At 74.5% G+C, this 22434-nt stretch carries 21 protein-coding genes; 14 read left to right on the plus strand and 7 right to left on the minus strand.

Going from position 1 to position 22434, the window contains the following annotated elements; all coding sequences use genetic code 11:
* The 3 genes from K7B10_RS03550 to K7B10_RS03560 form a co-directional block, all read left to right on the plus strand.
* A partial coding sequence (locus K7B10_RS03550) for an acyl-CoA dehydrogenase family protein (RefSeq protein WP_229334481.1) occupies positions 1 to 1757 on the plus strand: 1757 nt, incomplete at its 5' end.
* Between the two features lie 16 nt (positions 1758 to 1773).
* Positions 1774 to 2625 carry a 4'-phosphopantetheinyl transferase family protein gene (locus K7B10_RS03555; RefSeq protein ID WP_229334482.1) on the plus strand — a complete coding sequence of 284 codons (852 nt, stop codon included), beginning with the start codon at positions 1774 to 1776 and terminating at the stop codon, positions 2623 to 2625.
* 248 nt (positions 2626 to 2873) lie between these two features.
* Complete coding sequence (locus K7B10_RS03560; RefSeq protein ID WP_229334483.1) at positions 2874 to 3332, plus strand: hypothetical protein; 459 nt, start codon at positions 2874 to 2876, stop codon at positions 3330 to 3332.
* A 19-nt stretch (positions 3333 to 3351) separates the two neighbouring features.
* On the opposite strand, the gene K7B10_RS03565 is transcribed toward K7B10_RS03560, so the two are convergent.
* The 3 genes from K7B10_RS03565 to K7B10_RS03575 form a co-directional block, all read right to left on the minus strand.
* Positions 3352 to 4581, minus strand: a complete 1230-nt coding sequence (locus tag K7B10_RS03565; protein WP_229334484.1) for an FAD-dependent monooxygenase — start codon at positions 4579 to 4581, stop codon at positions 3352 to 3354.
* A 114-nt stretch (positions 4582 to 4695) separates the two neighbouring features.
* Entirely contained in the window at positions 4696 to 6336 is a 1641-nt protein-coding gene (pgm, locus tag K7B10_RS03570) for a phosphoglucomutase (alpha-D-glucose-1,6-bisphosphate-dependent) (RefSeq protein ID WP_229334485.1), read from the minus strand.
* Between the two features lie 172 nt (positions 6337 to 6508).
* Entirely contained in the window at positions 6509 to 6775 is a 267-nt protein-coding gene (locus K7B10_RS03575; RefSeq protein ID WP_229334486.1) for a class I SAM-dependent methyltransferase, read from the minus strand.
* Between the two features lie 191 nt (positions 6776 to 6966).
* Between K7B10_RS03575 and K7B10_RS03580 the strand changes: the two genes are divergently transcribed.
* Entirely contained in the window at positions 6967 to 7590 is a 624-nt protein-coding gene (locus K7B10_RS03580) for a helix-turn-helix domain-containing protein (protein WP_229334487.1), read from the plus strand.
* 14 nt (positions 7591 to 7604) lie between these two features.
* On the opposite strand, the gene K7B10_RS03585 is transcribed toward K7B10_RS03580, so the two are convergent.
* Together K7B10_RS03585 and sigK are read right to left on the minus strand one after the other, a co-directional pair.
* Entirely contained in the window at positions 7605 to 8354 is a 750-nt protein-coding gene (locus K7B10_RS03585) for an anti-sigma factor (protein ID WP_229334488.1), read from the minus strand.
* The gene (gene sigK, locus K7B10_RS03590) at positions 8351 to 8971 is read right to left on the minus strand and encodes an ECF RNA polymerase sigma factor SigK (protein WP_267501322.1); all 621 of its coding nucleotides are present in this window, start codon (positions 8969 to 8971) and stop codon (positions 8351 to 8353) included. The genes K7B10_RS03585 and sigK overlap by 4 nt, the downstream gene beginning before the upstream one ends.
* 273 nt (positions 8972 to 9244) lie before the next feature.
* Between sigK and K7B10_RS03595 the strand changes: the two genes are divergently transcribed.
* The 4 genes from K7B10_RS03595 (at position 9245) to K7B10_RS03610 (ending at position 13542) form a co-directional block, all read left to right on the plus strand.
* Entirely contained in the window at positions 9245 to 10507 is a 1263-nt protein-coding gene (locus tag K7B10_RS03595; protein WP_229334489.1) for an NAD(P)/FAD-dependent oxidoreductase, read from the plus strand.
* A gap of 167 nt (positions 10508 to 10674) precedes the next feature.
* A complete protein-coding gene (locus K7B10_RS03600; protein WP_229344736.1) occupies positions 10675 to 11388 on the plus strand; it encodes a DUF1365 domain-containing protein in 714 nt (237 codons plus the stop codon).
* A complete protein-coding gene (locus K7B10_RS03605; protein ID WP_229334490.1) occupies positions 11385 to 12671 on the plus strand; it encodes an SAM-dependent methyltransferase in 1287 nt (428 codons plus the stop codon). Before K7B10_RS03600 ends, K7B10_RS03605 begins: the two co-directional genes overlap by 4 nt.
* Before the next feature lie 148 nt (positions 12672 to 12819).
* Positions 12820 to 13542 (plus strand): alpha/beta hydrolase, encoded by a 723-nt coding sequence (locus tag K7B10_RS03610; protein ID WP_229334491.1) that lies wholly within the window; start codon positions 12820 to 12822, stop codon positions 13540 to 13542.
* On the opposite strand, the gene K7B10_RS03615 is transcribed toward K7B10_RS03610, so the two are convergent.
* Positions 13528 to 14145 (minus strand): hypothetical protein, encoded by a 618-nt coding sequence (locus K7B10_RS03615; RefSeq protein ID WP_229334492.1) that lies wholly within the window; start codon positions 14143 to 14145, stop codon positions 13528 to 13530. The two genes, K7B10_RS03610 and K7B10_RS03615, sit on opposite strands and share 15 nt — an antisense overlap.
* 103 nt (positions 14146 to 14248) lie before the next feature.
* Positions 14249 to 14659, minus strand: a complete 411-nt coding sequence (locus tag K7B10_RS03620) for an organic hydroperoxide resistance protein (RefSeq protein ID WP_229334493.1) — start codon at positions 14657 to 14659, stop codon at positions 14249 to 14251.
* 123 nt (positions 14660 to 14782) lie between these two features.
* Here K7B10_RS03620 and K7B10_RS03625 point away from each other — a divergent pair, with 123 nt between their 5' ends.
* From K7B10_RS03625 to K7B10_RS03650, 6 genes are all read left to right on the plus strand, one after another.
* Positions 14783 to 15256: a MarR family winged helix-turn-helix transcriptional regulator gene (locus tag K7B10_RS03625; RefSeq protein WP_229334494.1), complete on the plus strand. Its 474-nt coding sequence runs from the start codon at positions 14783 to 14785 to the stop codon at positions 15254 to 15256.
* A gap of 372 nt (positions 15257 to 15628) precedes the next feature.
* Positions 15629 to 16024 (plus strand): VOC family protein, encoded by a 396-nt coding sequence (locus tag K7B10_RS03630; RefSeq protein WP_229334495.1) that lies wholly within the window; start codon positions 15629 to 15631, stop codon positions 16022 to 16024.
* Positions 16025 to 16456: 432 nt separating this feature from the next.
* Entirely contained in the window at positions 16457 to 18064 is a 1608-nt protein-coding gene (gene mdlC, locus K7B10_RS03635) for a benzoylformate decarboxylase (protein ID WP_229334496.1), read from the plus strand.
* 58 nt (positions 18065 to 18122) lie between these two features.
* Entirely contained in the window at positions 18123 to 19529 is a 1407-nt protein-coding gene (locus K7B10_RS03640) for an FAD-binding oxidoreductase (protein ID WP_372481358.1), read from the plus strand.
* Complete coding sequence (locus K7B10_RS41175) at positions 19526 to 20962, plus strand: cytochrome P450 (protein ID WP_229334497.1); 1437 nt, start codon at positions 19526 to 19528, stop codon at positions 20960 to 20962. Before K7B10_RS03640 ends, K7B10_RS41175 begins: the two co-directional genes overlap by 4 nt.
* Positions 20963 to 21056: 94 nt before the next feature.
* Positions 21057 to 22424: a lipase family protein gene (locus K7B10_RS03650; RefSeq protein WP_229334498.1), complete on the plus strand. Its 1368-nt coding sequence runs from the start codon at positions 21057 to 21059 to the stop codon at positions 22422 to 22424.
* Positions 22425 to 22434 lie beyond the last annotated feature (10 nt).

The following is a 22434-nucleotide window of genomic DNA, read 5'->3' on the forward strand; positions in this document are numbered from 1 at the left end:
CAGGGCGCGAGCGGCGCAGCGGCTGCGCAGCCGCCAGGCGGGGGGCCGAGGAGACCGAGGCGCTGCGCCGGGCCGCGCGCCTCGAAGCCCTGCTCGGCGACCCGTACGACCCCGCCAACCCGCACGGTCTCGGCGCCCTGTTCGCCGCCGACGAGCGGCGCGAGCCGCCCGCGGCCACCGAGAGGCTGCTCGTCGGTGCGGGCCTGGGCGCGGAGTTCGTGCCCGCCGAGTTCGGCGGCCGGCTCACCCGCGCCGACCTGCTCGTCAAGGTGCTGCGCCCGGTCTTCCGCCGCGATCTCGCCCTCGGCTTCGGCTCCGGCATCACCTCGCTGTTCGCGACCTCCGCCGTCTGGGCCGCCGGCAGCACGGCCCAGCGCCGGGCCACCGCCGACGTCCTGCTCGGCGGCGGGCGCGCCTCGATCGTCCACCACGAGCTCGCCCACGCGAACGCCATCCTGCGCGACGAGTTCGCCGCCACCCCGCTGGCGGGCGGCGGCTTCTCGCTCAACGGCCGCAAGGACGTCATCATCAACGCCGCGCGGGCGCAGGCGTACGTGGTCTACGCCCGGACCGACCGCGCCCGCAGCCCGCTCAGCCACTCCGTCCTCCTGCTGGACCCGGCCGAGCTCACCGCCGCCGGGGGTCTGGCCCGGCTGCCGCGCGTCCCCACCGCCGGCATGCGCGGATCCCTCTTCTCCGGACTGCAGTTCACGGACTGCGAGGTGCCCGAGGGCTCGCTCGTCGGCCGCGTCGGCGAAGGCGTCGCGCTGGCGCTGCGCACGTACCAGGTCAACCGCTGCGTGATCTCCGCCACCGCCGTCGCCGCCGCCGGCACCGTCCTGCACTCCGCCGTACGGGCCGCCACCACCGGCCGCAGCCGTCCCGTCGCCCGCCGCTTCCACAAGCCCCTGGCCGGGGTCTTCGCCGATCTGCTGGCCTGCGACAGCATGGCCACCGTCGCGCTGCGCGCCCTGAGCCTGCTGCCCGACCGCACCCACGTGCTCGCGGCGGCCGTCAAGTACGTCGTCCCCGACCTGCTCCGGGAAAGCCTGGAGGAGCTGGCGGCCGTACTCGGCTCGCGCGGCTACCAGCACGGCACGCCCGAGTACGGGGCGCTCGACAAGCTCTCGCGCGACCTGCCGGTCGCCGGGCTCGGCCACGCGGGGACCGCCGCCTGCCAGGCCGTGATCGTGCCCCAGCTGCGGGCGCTGGCCGAACGGGCCTGGTTCAAGGAGGAGGAGCCGCCGTCCGAGCTGCTGCGCTCCGGCGCGGGCCTGCCGCACCTCGACTACCGGCTCCTGGGCATCGCCGACGGCGGGGACTTCCTCGCCGCCTCCCTCGTCGGCTCGGCCGCCCGGCTGGCGGAGGTGCGCGGGGTCGGCGGACAGCTCGCCGTCCTCGCCGACCTGGCCGAGGCGTTCGTCACCGAACTGCGGGCGCTGCGCGAGCAGTGCCGGGCGATCCCGCAGGGCGCGGCCGCCCTGGCCGACCCCGCCTGGTGCGTGCTCAGCGACCGCTACGCGCTGGTGCTCGCGGCGGCCGCGGTCCTGGGCACCTGGGAGGGCCAGGACGGCGCCGAGCCCTTCCTCGCCTCGCCCGCCTGGGCGGTGCTCGCGCTGACCCGGATCGGCGGCCGGCTCGGCATCCCGGTGCCGGAGCTGCCCGACGACTGCCTCGGCCAGGTGCTGGAGGAGCTCGTACGCCGCTACCGGGCGGGCCGCAGCTGCGACCTCGACGCCACCGAGCTGGCCCAGTGACCGGAGGGGACACCTGATGACCTGGCACAACTCGCCGTTGCTGAGCGTGCCCGTGCACGCGGCGGGGCCCGGCGGGCCCTGGGCGGAGGTGGCCGCGGGCATGACCCGGGGCGGCAACGCCTGCGTGTACACCACCTGGCAGGAGTGGCCGGCCGAGCCGGGCTCCGCCACCGCGCTGCGGATCCTCCTGGGCCGCGACTGGGCGCGCTACCGGGACACGGCCGACGCCACCACCCGGCACCGCTTCCTCGCCTCCCGGCTGGCGATCCGGTACACGGCCGCCGCCGCGCTCGGCTGCGGGCCGGCCGAGCTGGACCTCTCGTACAAGCCGGGGGGCCGCCCCTACCTGCGCGGATTCGACCAGATCGACCTGAGCCTGACCCACACCGACGACCTGATCGCGGTCGGCATCAGCCGCAACGGGCGCATCGGCGTCGACACCGAACCCGCCGACCGCAGGCTGTCCTTCGAGCTGCTGCAGGACCAGGTGTGCACCGCGGCCGAGCGCGCCGAGCTCGCGGCGCTGGGGGAGCGCGGGCAGAACGCCGGCATGCTGCGGCTGTGGACGCTGAAGGAGGCGTACACGAAGGCGCTCGGGCTGGGCCTGCGGATGGGCTTCGCCGAGTTCGGCTTCGCCACGGCCACCGGCGGGGAGACCGGGCTGCTCACCCCCGACGGCTCGCCCGCCACGCACGGCGAATGGGCGTTCGGCACCTACCCGGTGGCCGGGCGCTACCTGCTGAGCGTCGCCTGTCACGACGCCGGGCTGGACACCTCCCGCGACAGCTCCGTGACCACCATGCTCGACGAGGGCTTCGTCGGCATGGTGTCGGCGCTCCTCGATCCGGCGCTTCCCGGCCCTGCGTGATCCGGCTCGGCCCGGCCTGATCCGACCGGATGCGGCCTGTTCCCGGACGGCTGTCTTGAATCACCGCGAAAAGCTGGCAGTTACACATGAAATTTGCCAACTTCCATGTGGAATAAGACACTCCGATGCCTGAGGCATGTTGTTTGACCTGTTTTTACCTTAGAATTGACCCCGGCTTGACTCGTCCTTCTCGGAGGCGTTTCTGCGGCATGCGACCGGCACGGGGGGAGGGGCGGATGGACGGCGCCATGACAGTGGTGATCGCACCCGGTACACCGCTCGCACTCGACCTGCTCGGGCCCCTCGACGCCCCGCTCCTGGCCAATGCCCTCGCCATGGCCGCGCCATGCGGACCGACGCTGCGCCGGCACACCGCCACGCACCACACGCTCCAGCTGACCTGCCGGCCCGGTGAACGGCCCGCCGACCGGCCCGGCCTGGCCGGCCGCCTCGCGGACCTGCTCACCGACCCGGCCGCCGCCGACGGCCGCCCGGGCTGGTGGTCGGGCGTCCTGGCCGCCCTGCCGCAGCAGCCCCTCCCCGGCCGGGAGGAGCACCCCGCCGGAGCCGCCGCCGGGCACCGAAACGAACTCCTCGTCCCCGTAGCGCACCCTCGCGGTGTTCCGGTCCACCCCGAGATCGGCCGTGAGGCGGCGGGCCGGCGGGAGGTCGGCGAACGGGGCGGGTGCGCTCCGCCCGGCCGATGACGAGTGCGGGGCCGGCCGGTCAGCCCCGGGTCCGCCGCGCCATGGCCTGCCCGCCGATGTCGGCGGCTCCGTCGAGCAGTTCCCGCCACCACGACTCCACCTCGCGGTGGTCCATCGCGGCCCAGGCGGGGGTCTGCTCCACCTGGCCCCGGCCGAGGCGACGGGCCAGGGCGACCATCTCCCGTCCCGCCGCACCGCGCGCGGCGTGGTACCCGCCCAGCAGCCCGGCCCAGCTGTCGGCCCGGCGCCAGGCGTCCTCGAACGCGGAGGCGTCCTGGAGCGCCTTGGCCACTCCGCTCGTGTTGTGCGGGCGCACCACGGTGGCCGCGTCGCCCGCGAGCAGCAGGCGCCCTGCGGTCGTACGCGCCGTCTCGAGGTCGTAGATGGGCTGGACGTAGGTGTCCGCGGGCTCCGTGAGGGCGAGCACCTGCGCCCAGTGGGGCGGGAACTCCCGCTCCAGCAACGTGCTCAGGTGTGCGGTGAGTTCCTCGGTCACCCGCCCCGGCGGGAAGCTCGTCGGGTCGTCGAAGGGCAGCCGGCTGCCGCGCGGGGGCAGGGCGTACAGGACCCAGTTCACCCGGGGGCCGTCCGGTCCGGGGGTGGGGTAGACGACGCAGCTCCCGCCGGTGAAGCAGACGGTGGTCACCGCGTCGCAGGGCACGCCGCCGTTGCCGAGCCCCTCCAGCCGCCGGGCGTCGAGGTTCCCCCGCCAGCAGACGTACCCGGCGTAGACCGGCCGGGACTCCGGGCAGACGGCCTCGCGCACCACCGAGCGGTACCCGTCGGCTCCGACGACCAGGTCGAACGGCTCGGCGCTCCCGTCGGCCGTCCGCACCTCGGCCCGCTCGCCGGCGTCGGCGACGCCCGTCACCGCCGCCCCCTGGCGGTAGACGACCGAGGCGGGCGTGGCCTCCCGCAGTCCGCGCCAGAGCAGGCCCCAGTGGTACGAGTGGAAGGGGAACGGCTGCTCCCAGAACACCCGCCCGGCGGGCCCGGCCGCCGCGTCGTCGCGGACGATCCAGCGGCGCCGGGTCAGCGGGTGCGCGGCGATGCCGGCGGGCAGGGCGCCGGTGGCGGCGAGCTCGGCGGCGCGGCCGTCGTGGATGCAGAGCCCCAGGCCCCGGTCCGCCAGCCGTCCCCGGGTGCGTTCCAGGACCACCACCTCGTCTGCGCCCGCGCGGGCCGCCGCCGAGGCCAGCGCACAGCCCGCCACGCTCCCGCCCACCACCGCGACTTTGCCGCCTCGCATGACCGCTCCCTCCGCGCGAACTCCCGGAGCCCGCCACCCTACTGAGAAGTCCCGGGTCGGGGTGGCGGGTTCGTCGGCGAGAGGTGCGGCGGGGGGGCTTCGCCGACGGTGGGATCAGTCGGCCAGGGCCGCCGAGACGACGGAACGGGCCTCCTCCTGTACGCGGGCCAGGTGGTCGGTGCCCAGGAAGGACTCGGCGTAGATCTTGTAGACGTCCTCGGTGCCCGACGGGCGCGCCGCGAACCAGGCGTGCTCCGTGGTGACCTTGATGCCGCCGATCGCGGCACCGTTCCCCGGAGCCTCGGTCAGCACCGCCGTGACCGGTTCCCCGGCCAGGGTGTCGGCGGTCACCTGATCGGGTGACAGCCGGGCGAGGACCGCCTTCTCCTCCCGGGTGGCCGGGGCGTCGATCCGGGCGTACGCCGGCTCGCCGAAACGGGCCGTGAGGCCGGCGTACCGCTCGCTCGGGGTCTGCCCCGTCACGGCGAGGATCTCCGAGGCCAGCAGGGCGAGCAGGATGCCGTCCTTGTCGGTGGTCCACACCGAGCCGTCGCGGCGCAGGAAGGAGGCACCGGCGGATTCCTCGCCGCCGAAGCCGATGCCGCCCGCCAGGAGCCCGTCCACGAACCACTTGAAACCGACGGGCACCTCGACCAGTTCGCGGCCCAGGTCCGCGGCCACCCGGTCGATCATTCCCGAGGACACCAGGGTCTTGCCGACGCCCGCGTCCGCCGGCCACTGCTCGCGGTGGCCGTAGAGGTACTCGATCGCGGTGGCGAGGTAGTGGTTGGGGTTCATCAGGCCGCCGTCGGGGGTCACGATGCCGTGCCGGTCGGCGTCCGCGTCGTTGCCGGTGGCGATCTGGAACCGGTCCCGGCCCTCGATCAGCGAGGCCATCGCGTACGGGGAGGAGCAGTCCATCCGGATCTTGCCGTCCCAGTCCAGCGTCATGAACCGCCAGGTGGGGTCGGTGTACGGGTTGACCACGGTCAGGTCGAGGCGGTGCTCCTCGGCGATCCGTCCCCAGTACGCCACGGAGGCCCCGCCCAGCGGGTCGGCTCCGATGCGCACGCCGGCGGCGCGTACGGCGTCCAGGTCGAGCACGGACGGCAGGTCGCGCACGTACGTGCCGAGGTAGTCGTACGTGCGCGTGGTCGGGGCCGCCGACGCGCGCGCGAACGGGATGCGCCGGACCTCCTTCATGCCGCCGGTGATGATCTCGTTGGCGCGCTCCTGGATCCAGCCGGTCGCGTCCGATCCGGCGGGCCCGCCGTGCGGCGGGTTGTACTTGAAGCCGCCGTCCGCGGGCGGGTTGTGCGAGGGCGTGACCACCACTCCGTCGGCCAGCGCCGAGGTGCGACCGCGGTTGTGGGTGAGGATCGCGTGCGAGACCGCGGGGGTGGGGGTGTAGCCGTCGGCGGCGTCGACGAGCACGGTCACGTCGTTCGCGGCGAAGACCTCGAGGGCGGTCACCCGGGCGGGTTCGGACAGGGCGTGGCTGTCCGCGCCGAGGAAGAGCGGGCCGTCGATGCCCTGCCGTGCCCGGTACTCGCAGATCGCCTGGCTGGTCGCGGCGATGTGGTCCTCGTTGAAGGCCGTGGCGAGGGAGGAGCCGCGGTGGCCCGAGGTGCCGAAGGCGACGCGCTGACCGGGGTCCGCCGGATCGGGGTGCAGGGCGTAGTACGCGGTCACGAGCCGGGCCACGTCGACCAGGTCCTCCGGGCGCGCCTGCCGGCCCGCTCTTTCGTTGAGCATCCGCCCATTCCTCCGTACTGGATCAAAGAGAACAACAGTGGTCATTGTGTCGCCCCCTGAACGTGCCCGCACCGCCGCGTCCCCACGCGGCCCCCGCCTGTGCCCCGGGTCACGCAACGGCGCGCGCGGCGGGGAGGGGCGCCGCCCGCGCGGCGATCAGCCGCCGGAGGCCTCACGTACGCCGGTACGCGTGTCGCACGGCCACCCGGTCGCCGGGGCCGAGCTTCCCGGCGCGGGCCCGGACGCGGTCCAGCAGCCCGGGCGTGGCGTCGACGGCGACGGTCGCGGCGCCGGCGAAGGCCTCGGCGAGCACGCAGGTCATCACGCCGGGTCCGCTGCCGATGTCGGCCCGGGGGCCGAGCAGCCCGCCCAGGTGGGCCGCGGCCCGCCGCAGGCCGGGGAGCTGCAGTTCGGCGCCGCTCTCCAGCCCGGTCGCCATGACGTCCCAGTCGACGTCGGTGGAATGGTGACCGTGACCGTGGCCGGCCGTGTCCGCGTGCGCGCGGCCGTGACCGTGGCCGTGCGCGGGCGGGAATCCCTGTGGGGGCTCATGCCGCGGAGCCTGCACCGGGTGGATCCGAAACGACAACTCTTGTTGCCGTTTCCGGGACGGCCGGGTGGAATGCCTCCATGGACACACCAGCCGACCACCCTCCGGCCGACCCGCCGGCGCCCTACCGGACCGTTCTCGACGAGGTCGGCCCGCGGCTCAAGCGGCTGCGCGCCAGGCGCGGTCTCACCCTGGCCGCGCTGTCCGAGACGACCGGCATCTCCAAGAGCACGCTGTCCCGGCTGGAGTCCGGTCAGCGCCGCCCCAGCCTGGAGCTGCTGCTGCCGCTGGCCGCCGCGTACCGCGTACCGCTGGACGATCTGGTGGGGGCGCCCGAAGTGGGCGACCCGCGGGTGCGGCTGACGCCGCACGCGATGCCGAACGGCGATTCGTACGTCCCGCTGTCCCGGACTCCCGGCCCCCTCCAGGCGTACAAGATGATCATCACGGACCGGGGCTCCGAGCCGGATCCGCGTACCCACGAGGGCTACGAGTGGATGTACGTACTGCAGGGGCGACTGCGGCTGGTGCTGCCCGAGCACGATCTGGTCCTCGGCCCGGGCGAGGTCGCCGAGTTCGACACGCGGCTGCCCCACTGGTTCAGCAGCGCCGACGGCCGGCCGGTCGAGGTGCTCAGCCTCTTCGGCAGGCAGGGCGAACGCATGCACGTGCGGGCGAAGCCCGCTGCGAAGCCCGCCCCGTAGCGGGGCGGAGCGGGTCAGGCCGGCAGGTTGAGGAGCAGCAGCGGTCGGCTGGTGGGCCGGGCCGACCCACCGGCGGGTTCGACGGTGAGTCCCACCCCGGAAGCACCCTGGATGCCGCCCTGCATGAGCGTGGCCCCGTCCTGCGTGAGGAGCCCGGCGGGGCGCATGGTGCCGTGGTCGTCGAACCAGAGCTGGTACGTCCGGCCCGCGCCGGGGTCGGGGAGCCCGGTCCCGATGAAGACCGCCCTGTTCTGCAGCTTGGAGCTGACCACGGAGGTGCCGGCGCCCGTGGTGGTGCGGCCGCGTACCGTACGGGCGTCGGGGGCGGCCACGACGGCGCTGACGTCCTGGAGGCGGCGTTCGGAGGCCTGGGCCTGCTGCCGGGCCTCCTCGGCGAGCTGTTTCTGCCAGACGGTGACGCCCCCGAGCACGGCCGCCCCGGCGAGGCTCGCGGCGATGGCCAGCGTGATGGCCTTGCGGCGCAGGATGGCCGTGAACGTCATCGGCCTGCCCGAGTCGGGCAGCAGCGGCGGCAGTTGGCGGACCGATTCGATGCCGTGCAGGACCGCGTCCCTCATGCGGGCGGGCGCCGGCAGGGTCGCGGCCCCGGCCAGGCGGGCGGCGGTGGCCGAGAACTCGGCCACTTCCTGCCGGCACGAAGGGCAGTCCGCGAGGTGTGCGGTGAACATCTCGTGTTCCGCCGCCGTGAGTGAGTGGAGGGCGTACGCGCCGGTGAGGGTGTGCAGTTCTCCGTCGTGCTTCATGTGGTCACCCCCATGCAGTCGCGCAGCCGGATGAGCCCGTCGCGCATGCGTGTCTTGATCGTGGGCAGCGGAGTGCGCAGGGTCTCTGCGACCTCTCGGTAGGTCAGGCCCTGGTAGTAGGCCAGGGTGACGGCCTGGCGCTGGATCTCGGTCAGGCCGCGCATGCAGCGCCGGACCTGTTCGCTCTCCAGCCGGGTTTCGACCTGTTCCGCCACCTCGTCGAACGGGCGCGCCTGTTGGCGGGCGGCCTGGTCGTGCTCGCGGTTGATCGCGGCCTGTGCGGAGCGGACGCGGTCGACGGCGCGGCGGTGGGCGAGAGTGGCGGCCCAGGCGAGCACGCTGCCCTCCCCGGGGCGGTAGCGGGCGGCCTGCCGCCACAAGTCGATCATCACCTCCTGTGCCACCTCCTCGGACTGGGCGCGGTCGCGTACGACCCGGACGACCAGGCCGAACACCGTTCCGGACAGGGCGTCGTAGAGGGCGGAGAAGGCGTCCTTGTCACCGCGGGCCACCCGGGACATCAGGTCCTCGAGCCGCGGCGCCGCGGTGTCGGGGACACCGAAGGGCAGCGGTTGCCCGGTGGTGGCGGATGGTCCGCCGGGGTCCGTCCGTCGCATGACAATCCTTTCCCGTCGAATGGACCGGCCCTTCCAGAAAGAGGGCCGACCGCTCCGGATGCTGCCAGGTCCGCCTTCTTGACCGGTCTTCGGAGCAGACATCTGTGCGGATTGGTCAACCGGGTCGCCAATTCCCGATCAATGTGCAGCACCATCGCCGCGGCTGGTTCCGCTTTCCGCAACCGGCACCAATCCGGGGGGCCTTCGGCCGCGAATCAAGGGCGAGACGCCGTCCCGGAAGGCGGCGTGGCGACCGGTGGGGAGTGACGGACTGTGCGTACCCAGAGTGTGGCCGTGATCGGCGGCGGGGTGGCGGGGCTGACCGCCGCCTACGTCCTGCAGAAGGCGTGCGACGTCACGCTGTACGAGGCGGACCCCCGGCTGGGGGGCCACGCCCACACCCATGAGCTGCCGTCCCCGGGCGGCGGTACGGTGCAGGTGGACTCGGGGTTCATCGTCCACAACGAGCGCACCTACCCGCTGCTGATGCGGCTCTTCCGCGAACTCGGAGTGGCCACGCAGGACTCCGAGATGAGCATGTCGGTACGGTGCGACGGCTGCGGCCTGGAGTACGCCGGCGCCCGCGGACCCGCGGGCCTGTTCACCGGGCGGGCCGCCCTGCGCGGCCGGTACCTGAGGCTGCTGGCGGAGGTTCCGCTCTTCCACCGGCGCGCCCGCCGCCTGCTGGCCGAGGGCGCTCCGCGGCAGCGGCTCACCCTCCGCGCCTTCCTCGCCGACGGCGGGTTCTCCCCGTACTTCGTCGGCCACTTCATCACGCCGCTGGTGTCGGCCGTGTGGTCCTGTCCCACCGAGACCGCGCTGGAGTACCCGGCCGAGTACCTGTTCCGCTTCCTCGACCACCACGGGCTGCTGTCCGTCACCGGTTCCCCCCGGTGGAAGACCGTCACCGGCGGCAGCGCGGCGTACGTGGAGAAGGCCGCCAAGGAGATCAGCAACATCCGGACCGCCACCGCGGTCAACCGGGTGGACCGGATACCGAGCGGCGTCCTGGTGGGCACGGAGGACGGCACCACCGAGCCGTACGACGCGGTCGTCATCGCCACGCACCCCGATCAGGCACTGCGCCTGCTGGCCGAGCCCACCCGCGACGAGCGGCGGATCCTCGGCGCCTTCCGGTACGAGGCGAACCCGACGGTGCTGCACACCGACACCGGGCTGCTGCCCCGCTCCCCGAGAGCCCGGGCCTCCTGGAACCACCACCTCGACGACTGCCATCCGGGGGCGGGGGGAGTCCGGGTCAGCTACGACATGACACGGCTCCAGCGGCTGCCGGGCGGCGCCCGGTACGTGGTCACCCTGAACCCGGGCGGGCTGATCGACCCCGAACGCGTCCTGGCCCGCATGGACTACGCGCACCCCGTCTACACGCCCGAGTCGGTGGCCGCGCAGCAGGCTCTGCCGCGCCTCAACACGCGGGTCACCGCGTTCGCGGGGGCGTACCACGGGTGGGGCTTCCACGAGGACGGCTGCCGCTCGGGCGTGCGGGCGGCCGCGGCCCTGGGGGTGCGGTGGTGAGCCGGGTGGACGCGCCCACCGCGGCGCAGCGGACGAGCCGCACGATCCTGCGGGGGCCGACGGCCCCGGCGGACCGGCCTGCGTCGGCGGACCGGCCGGCGTCGCCGGACCCGACGCCCCCGGCGGTCCCGACGCCCCCGGCCCTCCCGCCCGTCGCCGTTCCGGCCCTGTACGACTGCGTCGTCTCCCACGCGCGGACGGCCCCCGTACGGCACTCCTTCCGCCACCTCACGTACATGTGGCTCGTGGACCTGGACGCGCTCCCCCGCCTCCCGTGGCCGCTGCGCCCGCTGGCCCGCTTCCACGCCCGGGACCACTTCGCCGGCGCGCCGACCATCCGGGCCGGACTCGACGCGTACCTGGCCTCCCGGGACGTGGACCTCGACGGCGGACAGGTCCTGATGCTGGCCCACGCCCGGGTCCTCGGGTACGTCTTCAACCCGCTGACGCTGTACTGGTGCCACGACCGCGCCGGGGCCCTGGTCTGCGTCGTGGCCGAGGTCCACAACACGTACGGGCAGCGCCACTGCCACCTCCTGCGGACCGACGGGGCCGGCCGGGCCGAGACGGCGAAGGAGCTGTACGTCTCGCCGTTCTTCCCCGTCGACGGCCACTACCGCATGCGCCTGCCGGAGCCGCGGGAGCGGCTGGAGATCTGCGTCCAGCTCGAGCGCGCCGGCCAGCGGCCCTTCACCGCGACCCTGCACGGCCGGCACCGCCCCGCCACCGCGTTCGCCCTGCTGCGCGCGGTCGCCCGGCGTCCCTGGTCCACGGCCGCCGTCTGGGCCGGGATCCGCCGCCACGGCATCCGCCTGCTGCTCCGCGGGCTGCCCGTACAGCCCCGACCCGACCGCGCGCCCCAGGAAGGCATCCTCCCGTGACCCTTTCCCTCCCCCGCAGCGCCGGCACCGGGCGCGGCAGCGAGCCCGTCACCGACTGCGACGCGCAGGCGTGGCCGGACGTGACGCGTCCGCCGGCGGCCCCCTTCGGGCACGCGGCCGTCGCCCGCGCGCTGGTCCGCCGCGCCGTGACCGCCCTTCCCCTGCGCTGCCGCTTCGGCGCCGAACCGCCCTGCGGCAGCGGTCCTTCGCTGACCGTCCACGACCCGGACGCCTTCTTCCGCCGGATCGGGGCGCACGGGCTGATCGGCTTCGGCGAGTCCTACATGGCGGGCGAATGGGACAGCGACGACCTGACCGGCCTGCTGACCGTACTCGCCGCGCACGTGGACGACCTCATGCCCGTCCCCGTGCGCAAGCTGCGCGGAGCGTGGGTGCAGCGCAGGCCCGAGGCGCAGCTGAACTCCCGGGCCGGGGCCCGGGAGAACGTCCACCGCCACTACGACCTGTCGAACGAGCTGTTCGCGCTCTTCCTCGACGAGACGATGTCGTACTCCTCCGCCGTGTTCACCTCCTTCCCCGCGCGCCGCGAGAGCCTGCCGGCCGCACAGCACCGGAAGATCGACCGGCTGCTGGACCTCGCCGGCGTCGGCCCGGGCACGCGCCTGCTGGAGATCGGCACCGGCTGGGGCGAGCTCGCGCTGCGCGCCGCCGCCCGCGGGGCCCGCGTGACGACGGTGACCCTCTCCGCCGAGCAGCAGCGCCTCGCCCGCCGGCGGATCGCCGCCGCGGGGCTGGCCGGCCGGGTGGACGTGGAGCTGCGGGACTACCGCGACGTGGAGGGCCGCTACGACGCGGTGGTGAGCGTGGAGATGATCGAGGCCGTCGGCCGGGACTTCTGGCCGACGTACTTCGCGGCCCTGCACGATGCGGTGGCGCCCGGCGGACGGATCGCCCTCCAGTCGATCACCATGGGGCACGAGCGGATGCTGCGCACCGCCCGTACGCACACCTGGATCAGCAAGTACGTCTTCCCGGGCGGTCTGATCCCCTCCCGCGAGGCCATCGAGGCGCACGCGGCCGGGGCGGGGCTGCGGATCATCTCCGACCAGGGGTACGGCGACCACTACGCGCAGACGCTGTCCCTGTGGCGGGAGCGCTTCGCGGAGCAGGAGCGGGCCGTGGCGGCGCTGGGCTTCGACGCGACGTTCCGGCGGATGTGGGAGTTCTACCTGTCCTACTCGGAGGCCGGGTTCCGGGCCCGCTACCTCGATGTCCGCCAGCTGCTCCTGACGGAGGACACCTCGCCGGGGGCGCGGCCGTGAACCGGCCCTCCCGGGAGGGCCTCGGGGACGGCCGGGCCGCGGCCCGCGTCGCGGCCGGCTCCGTACCGCTCCCTGTCCGTGCCGCTCTCGCGGCCCGCACCGCCCGTACCGGCGGGTTCTTCCCGCTGCCGTCGAGGGGAGGCCGCTCATGAGGGGGCCGACGGGTGCGCTGGTGCTGCACCGGGTGCCGCAGGATCCGACGGCCGCGGTGCTCCTGCTGCACGGAGGGCGGGCGCAGGGGCTCGAGGCGCCGCCGCGGCCGAACCTGCCGGGGCTGCGGATGCGCCCGTTCGCGCGGGCGATCTCGGGCTCGGGGGCGGCGCGGGGCGTGGTGGTGGCGGAGGTCCGCTACGAGCACCGGGGCTGGAACGGCGACCGGGCGGATCCGGTCCACGACGTGTGGCAGGCGCTGCGCGAGCTGTGCTGCGTGGCCGGTCCCCTGCCCGTGGTGCTGGTCGGGCATTCCATGGGCGGGCGCGCCGCGTTGCGGGCCGCCGCCGACCCGCTGGTCCGTGCGGTGGTGGGGCTGGCGCCGTGGTGCCCGCCGGGTGAACCGGTGCTGCACCTGGGGGACACGGCCGTGGTGCTCCTGCACGACGAGGCCGATCGGGTCACCGACGCGCGGGGGTCGTGGGACTACGTACGGCGGGCCCGTGCCCGGGGCGCCCGGGCCGCGGGCATCGCGATGCCGTACGGAGGTCACGCGATGCTCCGCCGGGCCGCGGTCTGGCACCGGGTCGCGCGGGACACGACGCTGGGCCTCCTCGGCCTGGCCCCGCTCCCGGAAACCCTGTTCACCGACCGGGTGCCCGCCGCCGCGCCGGGCCCACCCCCGCGGCTTCCGGCGCCGGGCGGTTCAGCGGCCCGGTGAAGCGGTGGCCGTGAGCGGGCGACGGTCGGGCTCTTCGAGCCGCCCCAGGGGCGCGAACGCGAGGAGGAACAGCAGTCCCGCCACCGGGAGCAGGTCAAGGCTGACGCTCGTGGCAACGATGCCCGCGACCACTGCGAGGGGCCGCCAGGCGCCGATCCGGCGCAGCGCCGCCAGCTGGGTCATGAGCAGCAGCAGGCCGACGTAGAAGAGGAGCGGACCGACGGTGTAGACGGCGGGCTCCACACCGGCGTGGCTCTTGACCCGCCGGAAGATCTCGCGCATGGCCTCGCGGTCCTCGCTGAGGAATCCGGCGACGAGGTCGATGACCGCCTGGGCGACGACGCAGACGATGCCGAGCAGCGCCGTCACCGCTCCGGCTCCGGCCAGTGCCCGGCCCGGCCGGCCCCGGCCCGCCGCGGCCGTCCGGCGCATGCCCATTACGACGGGGATGAAGCAGGCCACGGCTGCCAGGAAGAAGAGGTGGCCCGAGGACCAGGCCAGCCCTGGGCCGTGTTCCCCGTCGGTCAGCCGGATGAGCCCGTAGGCCGTCATACAGAGCGGTCCGACGCTGAACGCCGCCCGCTGCCATGGTGAGTTCGACATGGATCGATCATGTCCACGCCCAACCCGCCGGCCCTCGGGGAACCCCCTGACCCGCCCCTGACGGGGCGGGCCGGGTGCCTTAGGGGGAATACCCCGGTGGGGACTACTCGATCACCAGCGTGACCGGGATGTTGCCGCGGGTGGCCTTGGAGTAGGGGCAGACCTCGTGGGCCTGCTTGACCAGCAGCTCGCCCGTCTCGCCGGCGAGGGACTCCGGCAGCTCGACACGGAGGGTGACGGCCAGGCCGAAGCCCGTGTCGTCCTTGCCGATCGAGGTCTCCGCGGTGACCGACACCTCGCCGGTGTCGACCTTCGCCTGCCGGCCGACCAGGCCGAGCGCGCTGGCGAAGCAGGCGGCGTAGCCGGCCGCGAAGAGCTGCTCGGGGTTGGTGCCCTGGCCGTTGCCGCCGAGCGCCGGGGGCATGGCGAGCGCGAGGTCGATCTGGCCGTCGGAGCTGACGGTGCGGCCTTCGCGGCCGTTGGCGGTGGCGACAGCGGTGTACAGCGCGTCCATCGGGGTTCCTCTCACGGTGGTGACCGTCCAGCCGGTGATCGGCTGACACCCAGAAGTAGAGCACACAATTAAGTTGTGCACAACTCAATGACCCGCAAGCCTTGCCCGGGTACACTCGTGTCCATGAGCGAGCGGCCCACCCCCACCCTCCGCGAGGAGGACTTCCTCCGCCTGGACGGCCAGATCTGCTTCGCCCTGAACTCGGCGAGCAGGGCCTTCAACGGCCTCTACCGCGTCGTCCTCAAGGACCTCGGCCTGACGTACCCCCAGTACCTGGTCATGCTGGTGCTGTGGGAGCACGGCACCACGCCCGTCAAGGAGATCGGAACCCACCTCCGCCTCGACTCGGGCACGCTGTCGCCCCTGATCAAGCGCCTCGAGGTGGCCGGGCTGGTCCACCGGGAGCGCAGCACCGAGGACGAGCGGTCGGTCCACGTCGGCCTCACCGAGGCCGGTACGGCGCTGCGCGCCCGCGCGGTGGAAGTGCCGCGCCGGATCGCGGCCGCGACGGGCTTCGAGCTCGCCGAGATCCGGGACCTCCAGACCCGCCTCCACCGCCTCACCGCGGCCCTCGACGCCGCGGTGCCACAGGCATGACGGGCCCCTGACCCGCCGTCCCGGCGAAAGCGGGCGAAACGCTGCCGGGAGGGCGGCGAGCCTCCAGCGCCCGTCCACGAGGGAGGGGTTCCTCATGGAGGACATCGCGACCGCCGCGGCCGCGATGTCCTTGTCGGGATGCTGGCGACGGATGCCTGGGGGCGGGCCCGGGAGAGCGCGATCGCCCCGTGGAGACGCGTCCGCACGGGACGGGACCCCGCCGCCCGGCCCGGATTCGTACGACGCGCAGGACTCGGAGCTCGGCACCCGGCTGGCAGCCTTGAGAGCCGGATCGGCCGAAGCACGGCGGCACGGCGGCACGGCGACGCCGAGACGGAACGGATCCCGGCCGGGCCCCCTACGCTCGTGGCCATGGTGCACGTACTCGGCAGCCGCGTCCTGCTCACCCCCGCCGACCCGGAGCGCTCGCGCGCCTTCTACGGCGGCACCCTGGGGCTCGCCGTACACCGGGAGTTCGGCACCGGGCCGGACCGCGGCACGGTGTACTTCCTGGGCGGCGGCTTCCTCGAGGTCTCGGGACGCGCCGAAGGCCCGCCCGCTCCCGGGCTCCGGCTGTGGCTCCAAGTCGCCGACGCGCAGGCGGCGTACGAGGAGCTGCTGACCCGGGGTGCCGAGATCCTGCGGCCTCCCCTGCGGGAGCCGTGGGGGCTGATCGAGATGTGGATCGCCGATCCGGACGGGGTCCGCATCGCCATCGTGGAGGTCCCGGCCGACCACCCGTTGCGGTTCCGCCCCGGAACCGACTGAACCCCGGGCCCCCTTCCGGCCGGACCCGCATGTCCGGTACCCCGTACGGGTTGTTCACCACCCGTACGGAGCCGTGGTCCAACGCCGCGAGCCCGCCCGGCTGCGCCCGCCGCCCTCCGACGCCGACCCCGCATCCGACCCCGCGCACGAGCGCCCGAGCGCCCGACCCACGTCACCAAGACGACCGGGGACCCGGCCCGGGCGCGGCAGCTCCCTGCCCGCCAGCGCCGAGCCCGTCCACCCATCGGGGGGACATCGGACGCACCCCCTGGACACCGCGTCAACCCCGCCCGGCCGCGTGGCCGCCGGGGAAGCGGGTGCACAGCGCGCGCATAGCAGAGATGGATATGCCATGGAGGCTTTTTGTAAAGATCAACTCAGTGTGCTGGATTGATCACCGACAGTGCTCCCGGCTGCGCGGAAGGACACCGCATGCGCACGGTTCGCGAATCAATCCTGGACGTTCTACGAGCACGCGGTATCACCACGGTCTTCGGCAACCCCGGCTCGACCGAACTCCCGATGCTCAAGCGGTTCCCCGAGGACTTCCGCTACGTGCTCGGCCTCCAGGAGGCCGTCGTCGTCGGCATGGCCGACGGTTTCGCCCTCGCCTCCAGAACCACCTCCCTGGTCAACCTGCACACCGGGCCCGGCACGGGCAACGCGATGGGCGCCATCCTGAACGCCCGCGCGAACCGCACCCCGATGGTGGTCACCGCGGGTCAGCAGGTACGCGCCATGCTCACCATGGAGGCCCTGCTCTCCAACCCGCAGGCCACACTGCTCCCCCAGCCCGCCGTCAAGTGGGCGTACGAGCCCCCGCGCCCCGCCGACGCCCCCGCGGCGCTGGCCCGCGCCGTGCAGATCGCCGAAACCCCGCCCCACGGGCCGGTGTTCCTCTCCCTGCCGATGGACGACTTCGACGCGGAGCTCACCGAGCAGGAGGACCGGGCCGGCCAGGCGGCCGCCGCCCGCCGGATCACGCACGCCGCCGCGCCCGACGCCGCCACGGTCGCGGGGCTCGCCGACCGGATCTCCCGCGCCCGCTCCGCCGTCCTGGTCGTCGGTGACGACGTCGACGCCTCCGGCGCCTGGGACGCCGTCCTCGCACTCGCCGAGCGCACCGGACTGCCCGTCTGGGCCGCGCCCGTCTCCGCCCGCGTGTCCTTCCCGCGCAGCCACCCGCAGTTCCGCGGGGACCTGGCCCCGGCGATCGGGCCGCTCGGCCGGCAGCTCGAAGGACACGACCTGGTCGTCGTGATCGGCGCGCCCGTGTTCCGCTACTACCCCTACATCCCCGGGGCCCACCTGCCCGAGGGCACCGAGCTCGTGCTCCTGACCCGGGACGCCGAGGAGGCCGCCCGGGCCCCCGTCGGGGACGCGGTCGTCGCGGACCTGGCCCTGACCGTACGGGCCCTCGTGGAGCGGCTCCCGGCCGCCGGCGCTCCCGTCCCCGCGCCGCACGAGCAGGTGCGCTTCCCCGAGGCGGCCGACGGGACCCTCACTCCGCTCGCCGCCCTGACGGCCATCGCGCAGGGCGCCCCGGAGAACACCCTCTGGGTCAACGAATCGCCGTCCAACGTGCCGCAGTTCCACGAGGCCACCCGCATCGGCACCCCGGACTCCTACCTGTTCTCCGCGGGCGGCGGACTCGGCTTCGGGGCCGCCGCGGCCGTCGGCGCGCAGCTCGGCGCGCCCCACCGGCCCGTGGTCTGCGTGATCGGCGACGGCTCCATCCACTACGCCGTCCAGGCCCTGTGGACCGCGGCCGCGTACAAGGTCCCGGTCACCTTCGTCGTCCTCAGCAACGCCAAGTACGCGATCCTCCACTGGTTCGCGCAGCTGGAGCACGCCCAGGGCGCCCCCGGCCTCGACATCCCCGGTCTCGACGTCACGGCCGTCGCCGACGGCTACGGGGTGCGCACCCACCGGGCCCAGGGCGCGGGCGAACTCACCAAGCTCGTACGGGACGCGGCGGCCCAGCAGGACGGGCCGGTACTCATCGACGTGCCCGTGACCACCGAGCTCCCCTCCCTCTGAAGTCCGGCCCCCGCGCCGCCCGGACACCAGCCTCCCCCACCACCGTCAGAAGGCCCTCATGTCCCCCGACACCCCTCTCCTGTCGCGCCTGCGCACCCTCCTCACCGACCACGCCGACGTCCTGCACACCGACCCGGAGACCCTCGCCGCGCACTCCCGGGACGCGGCGCCGTTCTCCGAGGCCGGCACCCCTGCCGTCGTCGCCTTCCCACGCACCGCCGAGCAGGTCCGGCACATCATGCGCACCACGTACGAACTCGGCGTCCCCGTCGTCCCGCAGGGGGCCCGCACCGGGCTGGCGGGCGCCGCGAACGCGATCGACGGCTGCGTCGTCCTGAGCACCGCCCGGATGGACCGCATCCTGGAGATCGACCCCGCCAACCGCCTCGTGCGCTGCGAGCCCGGCGTGGTCACCAAGCGGCTGAACGACGCCGTCGCCGAGCACGGTCTCTCCTACCCGCCCGACCCGGCCTCCTGGGAGCACTGCACCATCGGCGGGAACATCGCCACCGGCGCGGGCGGCATCTGCTGCGTCAAGTACGGGGTCACCGCCGACTACGTCCGCGGCCTGGACCTCGTCCTCGCCGACGGCCGCCGGATGCGCACCGGCCGGGACACGGCGAAGGGGGTGGCCGGGTACGACCTGACCCGGCTGCTCGTCGGCTCCGAGGGCACCCTGGCCGTCATCGTCGGCGCCACGCTCGGGCTGTGCCCCGTACGGCCGCCCGCGCTGGCCATGCTCGCGCAGTTCCCGACCCTGACGGCGGCCGGGGACGCCGTCGCCGCGATCACCGCGGCCGGCCACGTCCCGTCCGCCCTCGAACTCCTCGACCGGGCCACCTCCCAGGCCGTCGCCGACCACGGGCACCCGATGATGACCCCGGGGGCCGCGGCCACGCTCATCATCGAGAGCGACACGGCCGAACCCGCCCGCGACCTCGCGTCGATGGCCCTCCTGTGCAAGGAGGCGGGGTCCCGGAACGTGGTGACCGCCTCCGGCTCCGAGGAGTCCCGGCAGGTCATCGAGGCGCGGCGGCTGGTCACCCCGGCCCTGGGCGCGTTCGCCGCGACCCTCGGCGGCCGGCCGACCGCCTTCATCGAGGACGTGGCCGTACCCCGCTCCGAACTGGCCAAGTTCATGGGCACGATCGAGGAGATCGCCGTACGGAACCGGCTGCGGATCTTCACCCTGGGCCACGCGGGGGACGGCAACCTGCACCCGACCGTCGTCTTCGACGAATCGGACGCGGACGAGTTCCGCCGCGCCCAGACCGCCTACGACGACATCATGGCCGCGGGCCTGGCCCTCGGCGGCACCAGCACCGGCGAGCACGGCATCGGCACCCTCAAGCGCGAGTGGCTGACCCGCGAGCTCGACCCGGTGAGCCTGGAGCTCCAGCGCGGGCTCAAGCGCCTCTTCGACCCGAAGAACCTGCTCAACCCCGGCAAGGTCGTGGAGGCGTGACCGAGGCCACGGCCCGCTCCGGGGCCGCCGACGAGAGCACCACCGAGGCCGCGGGGACCACCGGGATCCCGGACCGGACCGCGGACACGGGCTCCGCCTCCCTGCCCGTACCGCGGCCCGCCCGGGCCGGGCGCGCCGAGACCGTCCGCTTCGCCGCCACCCACACGCTGCCCGCCTTCGTCCGCGGGGCCTTCCACCTGCGGCCCCGGGTGGTGGCGGCGCAGGCGGCCCTCGGCCAGCAGGGCTGGTCGGCGGCGACGCTGCGCGCCATGCGCGCCCGGCACGGCGGGGCACCCGTGGAGGTGCGCGGCCTGTCCGGGCCGATGCTGGTTCTTTTGGACCAAGCCGACGTCCGGCGGTTCTACGAACTGCCGGTGCGCACCCTCGCCATGGACGCGCCAGACAAGTACAAGGCGCTGTCGCTTCTGGAGCCCACGGGCGTCATCTGCTCCCACGGCGACACCCGCGAGGAGCGCCGGCGCGTCAACGACGAGGTGCTCGCGGCCGACCGGCCGGTACACCCCTCGTGCGAGGAGTTCCGGGCGGTGATCGCGCAGGAGGCCCCCGCCCTGATCCAGGGCTCCGAGCTGGACTTCCCTCTGCTGCGCCGTACGGTGGCCCGGATCGTGCGCCGCATGGTCCTCGGTGACGCGGCCGCGGGCGACGAGGAGCTCGCCCGGTGGCTGCTCGCCATCCGCGAGGAGTCGAACTGGATGCGGATGCGCAGGCGGCGCGCCGCGGCCGCCGAGGCGCTCTACCGGAAGGCCGCCGCCCGTGTCGAGGAGTACGCCGCCCGCGCGGAGCCGCACACTCTGACCGCGCTCGCCCGCAACCACCCGGCTGCCCAGGGGCCGGACGCCGCCGCGCTGGACGCGGTGGGTCAGGCCCACCACTGGCTGCTCGCCCTCGACGCCGTCGGCCCGATCGTGGCCCGTACGCTCCTGCTGCTCGCCGCGCATCCGGCCGAGCAGGAGGCCCTGCGGGCCGAGGTGGACGGCGGGGGCGCGGAACTGCCCAGGCTGCGGGCCTGTGTGGAGGAGACCCTGCGGCTGTTCCCGGTCGTACCGGACCTCCTGCGGGTCACCCGCGCCGAGACCGAGTGGAGCGGGGTCCACTATCCGGCCGGGACGGCGGTGCTCGTGCCCGCCCTGTTCCACCAGCGGGATCCCGAACACGTCCCTGCTGCACACCAGTTCGTGCCCGCCCGGTGGCTGCGGCCCGGGGCGGCGCAGGACATCCGGATGGCGCCGTTCAGCCACGGCGGCGGGCGCTGCCCGGGCGAGCACCTGGGCGTGCTGACGGCCTCGTTGCTGACCGCGGCGGTGCTTCGGGGCCACCGCGTCACCGGCGGCAGGCCCGCGGTGGACCCCTGCCGTCCGCTGCCCGGCCTCCTCGCCTCGGCCGGCATCCGTCTCACCCTCGCCCCGCGCTGAGCACGAGCCGCGGCGCGGGCCCGGCCGGTTGCCGGGCCCGCGCCGCACGTCCGGCTCGCCACCCGTACCCCACCACGCCCCGGAGTGCGCCTGCATGACCGATGCCACCACCGCCGTCGCCGGGTACGAACCGGAGATCGGTTCCCTGCACCACCTGTGCCGTGTCCTCGCGGAAGCCGCCGAAACCGTGGGGGACGCCTCCCGCCACGCCTCCGAACTGGCCCTCGGCACCCGGCTCCCGCGCGCCGGCGGCGGCGCCCGGCGCAACGTGCTGCGGACGATCACCGACCCCGAGGGGCTGGACCGGGCCCCGCGCGGCCGCTGCCTGGCCCGGGCCGGCCGGCTCGCCGGGGTGTTCACCGGCCGGGAGAGCCTCACGGTCACCCTGGCGGTGACGGGTCCGAAGGCCCGCATCCGGGCCGCCGCCGCGACCCACCCCGAGCTGCTCGCGGACCCGGACACGGCGCGCGTGCTCCGGGCCGTCCAGGAGGACCGGCAGCGGGAGGCGGTCCGCGTCTTCCGCTCGATCCTCGCCGCCGAGGGCGCCGAGGGCGCCGAGGGCGCCGAGCCGACCTTCGCCCTGCTGGCCCCCGTGTTCGCCGACATCCTGGCCTGGAACGCCTACACCGACGAGAACCCGCTCAACGACGGCGCGGGCCGGGAGATCGCCACCGGCCGCACCCTGACCGGCGCCGAGCCGGTCCTCGGCGTCAGCGCCCGGGGCCGGGCCTTCCTCGACCGCGGACCGGGCCGGGCCGAACCGCTCGTCCCCTCCCCCGCGCTCGCCGAGCGCCTGGACACCTCCGGCACCATCGCCGGGTACGTCCGCAACATCGGCGCCGTGGGCACCGACCGGACGCTGCTGGTCCAGCAGGTCGAGGGACCCGACGGGGTCCAGCGGTACGTGGTCCACCTCGCCGGCATGTCCGGAGTCAGCGACAAGAACCCCCAGGACCTGCTGGGCGCCGTGCACGCCGTAGCACGACCGGCCACCCCGTACTCCAGGGCCGTCTCCAAGGCGCTGCGCCGGCTGGTCCCCTCGGGCTGCGAACTGGCCCTGGTGGGCCACAGCCTGGGCGGGATCACCGCCATGAACCTGGCCGCCGACCGGGACTTCTGCGGGATCCACCAGGTCACGCACGTCGTCGCGATCGGCTCCCCCATCGACGGCAAACGCCCGGCCGATCCGCGGACACGGGTGTACTCGCTGGTCAACGAGCACGACGTGGTGCCCAGCCTGGAGGGCCGCTCCTCGGTCTCCGCGTACGCGCTGCCCGAGCAGTTCACCGAGTTCACCTCGACCGACGACACGCACGCCTTCCCGTTGTGCCACGCCGCTGAGCGGTACGCGCACCACCTCGAACACGAGGTTCCCGAGGCGAGCGCACGCGTGGACGCCGCCCTCGCGCCCTTCCGGGGCCGGGTGACCGCAGCCCGCTTCTCCCGTCTGTACGACCGCTGACCGCGGGCCG

The organism is Streptomyces flavotricini, assembly GCF_020639365.1.
Taxonomy (GTDB): Bacteria; Actinomycetota; Actinomycetes; order Streptomycetales; family Streptomycetaceae; genus Streptomyces; species Streptomyces flavotricini.

Excerpts from the sequence above, each read along its gene's own strand:
- K7B10_RS03625 (WP_229334494.1), top strand. The coding sequence starts at position 14,783 with ATGAGCGAGCGGCCCACCCCCACCCTCCGCGAGGAGGACTTCCTCCGC.
- K7B10_RS03640 (WP_372481358.1), top strand. The coding sequence starts at position 18,123 with ATGTCCCCCGACACCCCTCTCCTGTCGCGCCTGCGCACCCTCCTCACC.
- mdlC (WP_229334496.1), top strand. The coding sequence starts at position 16,457 with ATGCGCACGGTTCGCGAATCAATCCTGGACGTTCTACGAGCACGCGGT.
- K7B10_RS03610 (WP_229334491.1), top strand. The coding sequence starts at position 12,820 with ATGAGGGGGCCGACGGGTGCGCTGGTGCTGCACCGGGTGCCGCAGGAT.
- K7B10_RS03555 (WP_229334482.1), top strand. The coding sequence starts at position 1,774 with ATGACCTGGCACAACTCGCCGTTGCTGAGCGTGCCCGTGCACGCGGCG.
- K7B10_RS03580 (WP_229334487.1), top strand. The coding sequence starts at position 6,967 with ATGGACACACCAGCCGACCACCCTCCGGCCGACCCGCCGGCGCCCTAC.
- K7B10_RS03585 (WP_229334488.1), bottom strand. The coding sequence starts at position 8,354 with ATGAAGCACGACGGAGAACTGCACACCCTCACCGGCGCGTACGCCCTC.
- K7B10_RS03630 (WP_229334495.1), top strand. The coding sequence starts at position 15,629 with ATGGTGCACGTACTCGGCAGCCGCGTCCTGCTCACCCCCGCCGACCCG.
- K7B10_RS03615 (WP_229334492.1), bottom strand. The coding sequence starts at position 14,145 with ATGTCGAACTCACCATGGCAGCGGGCGGCGTTCAGCGTCGGACCGCTC.
- pgm (WP_229334485.1), bottom strand. The coding sequence starts at position 6,336 with ATGCTCAACGAAAGAGCGGGCCGGCAGGCGCGCCCGGAGGACCTGGTC.
- K7B10_RS03575 (WP_229334486.1), bottom strand. The coding sequence starts at position 6,775 with ATGGCGACCGGGCTGGAGAGCGGCGCCGAACTGCAGCTCCCCGGCCTG.
- sigK (WP_267501322.1), bottom strand. The coding sequence starts at position 8,971 with ATGCGACGGACGGACCCCGGCGGACCATCCGCCACCACCGGGCAACCG.
- K7B10_RS03650 (WP_229334498.1), top strand. The coding sequence starts at position 21,057 with ATGACCGATGCCACCACCGCCGTCGCCGGGTACGAACCGGAGATCGGT.
- K7B10_RS03560 (WP_229334483.1), top strand. The coding sequence starts at position 2,874 with ATGACAGTGGTGATCGCACCCGGTACACCGCTCGCACTCGACCTGCTC.
- K7B10_RS03565 (WP_229334484.1), bottom strand. The coding sequence starts at position 4,581 with ATGCGAGGCGGCAAAGTCGCGGTGGTGGGCGGGAGCGTGGCGGGCTGT.
- K7B10_RS03620 (WP_229334493.1), bottom strand. The coding sequence starts at position 14,659 with ATGGACGCGCTGTACACCGCTGTCGCCACCGCCAACGGCCGCGAAGGC.